The organism is Sphingomonas asaccharolytica NBRC 15499, assembly GCF_001598355.1.
Taxonomy (GTDB): Bacteria; Pseudomonadota; Alphaproteobacteria; order Sphingomonadales; family Sphingomonadaceae; genus Sphingomonas; species Sphingomonas asaccharolytica.
The window spans coordinates 1-2,073 of record NZ_BCYU01000166.1 but is presented as its reverse complement, the minus strand read 5'-3'; the positions used below and the strand labels follow the sequence as shown (position 1 = coordinate 2,073).

Here is a 2,073-nt window from a genome sequence, read left to right as displayed (position 1 = left end):
GACCCGGCGCACCCGCACGCGGGAGAGGGCTTTTTAGCGATTCGATAATGGTCTCCTTCACGGGCTTGCCTATCGGTACCGACGGCGTATCGATCGCTCCTCCTCCCCATGGAGTCGCCGATGCGTCTTGCTCTTGCCGCCGTCCTGCTCGCCGCCACCGCCGCTCCCGCGCTCGCGGCGCCGCTTCATTCCTATTCCGGGCTCGCGCTGTCCGCCGCGGGCGATCGCGTCGCCAGCGTCGAGGAAAATGAAGACGCCACTGCCGCCAAGTCCGCGCATGGCCGGATCGTCGTGCGGTCGGCCAAGGACGGCAGGATCCTGACCACGATCGATCCCTGCGCGCAATGCAGCTATTCGGGACTGACTTTCGGCCCCGGCGGTACGCTTGCCTATCTGCAGCGCGATCGCGCCACGGGCACCGTCACGCTGGCGCTGGCCGACGGCAAGACGACGCGCACCATCGCCAGCGTGAAGGGTATTGCCCAGACCCCGCGTTTCTCGCCCGACGGCAGGAAGATCGCGTTGCTGGTGACGCTCAATGCCGCCAAGGAATCGGGCGCGACTCAGCCCGGCGTCCGACAAATCGGCGAGATCGGCGAGAAGAGCGACGAACAGCGGCTGGCGGTGTTCAATCTGACGGGCGCGCCGGTGACCGAGGTCAAGCCGGTTTCTCCCGCCGACCGCTATGTCTACGAATATAGCTGGACCCCGGACGGCAGCGGCTTCGTCGCGACTACCGCGCTCGGCGATGGCGACAATAATTGGTGGGTAGCGACGCTCGACGCGATCGACGCGACAACCGGCGCGGTGCGCCCGATCGCGCAGCCCAAGACCCAGATCAACGCGCCGCGCGTCTCGCCCGACGGCAAGACAATCGCCTATATCGGCGGACTGATGAGCGATTTCGGCTCGGTCGGCGGCGACATCTGGACGGTACCGTTCGCCGGCGGCGAGCCGGTCGATATGACCAAAGGCGACAAGGCGACCGTCACGTCGCTCAGCTGGACCAAAGGCGGCTTGCGCGCGACGCGGCTGGCCGGCCCCGACATGCAGATCGCGGCGCCGGGCGCCAAGGGCACGACCATATTATGGGCGCAACCGTCGAGCTTCGCCGCGGGCGACGGACGCGCCGCTTATAGCGCCGATGGTGCGGCCATCGCGACGGTCGTTTCCGACTATGAGCACGCCCCCGCTATCTATGCCGGGCCGGCGCGCGGTCCGCGCAAGATCACCACCGACAATGACGGCCAGGCCGCGCTGGTCAAAGCGCGCAGCATCATCTGGAAGAATGACGGTTACGACGTCCAGGGCTGGCTGCTGACGCCGCTCACTGCCGATCCCGCGCGCAAGGCGCCGATGATCACCGTCGTCCATGGCGGGCCGGCCTCCGCGAACGTACCCAATTTCATCCCGGCGACGGGCTTGTCGGCGCACCTGATCCGCGCCGGCTATTACGTGTTCCTGCCCAATCCGCGCGGCAGCTATGGCCAAAGCGAGGCGTTCACCATGGCCAATCGCCGCGATTTCGGCGGCGGCGACCTGCGCGACATCCTGGCCGGGATCGACGCGGTCGAGAAGGTCGCGCCGGTCGACGACAATCGGCTCGGCCTGACCGGCGGCAGCTATGGCGGGTTCATGGCGATGTGGGCGAACACCCAGACCAACCGCTTCAAGGCGATCGTCGCGGGCGCCGGCCTGTCGAACTGGATCAGCTATTACGGCACCAACGGCATCGACCAGTGGATGATCCCGTTCTTCGGCAAGTCCGCCTATGACGATCCCGAGCCTTATGTGAAGGCGTCGGCGATCACCTATATCAAGAAGGCCAGGACCCCGACCTTCATCTATGTCGGCGAACGCGACATCGAAGTGCCGCCGACCCAATCGATCGAATATTGGCACGCGCTCAAGGAACTCGGCGTGCCGACCAGCCTGGTGATCTATCCCGACGAAGGCCATGGCATCCGCGGCACCGAACACGCCGCCGACGTCCAGCGCCGCACGGTGGCGTGGTTCGATAAGTATCTGGGGAAGTAGCGGAGGCTAAGCACCTTCCTCGTCATCCCCGCGAAA

At 66.1% G+C, this 2,073-nt stretch carries 1 protein-coding gene; it reads left to right on the top strand.

Going from position 1 to position 2,073, the window contains the following annotated elements:
* Nucleotides 1–120 precede the first annotated feature (120 nt).
* Complete coding sequence (locus tag SAS01S_RS21855; protein ID WP_066813325.1) at nucleotides 121–2,037, top strand: S9 family peptidase; 1,917 nt, start codon at nucleotides 121–123, stop codon at nucleotides 2,035–2,037.
* Nucleotides 2,038–2,073: the final 36 nt, after the last annotated feature.

Excerpts from the sequence above, each read along its gene's own strand:
- SAS01S_RS21855 (WP_066813325.1), top strand. The coding sequence starts at position 121 with ATGCGTCTTGCTCTTGCCGCCGTCCTGCTCGCCGCCACCGCCGCTCCC.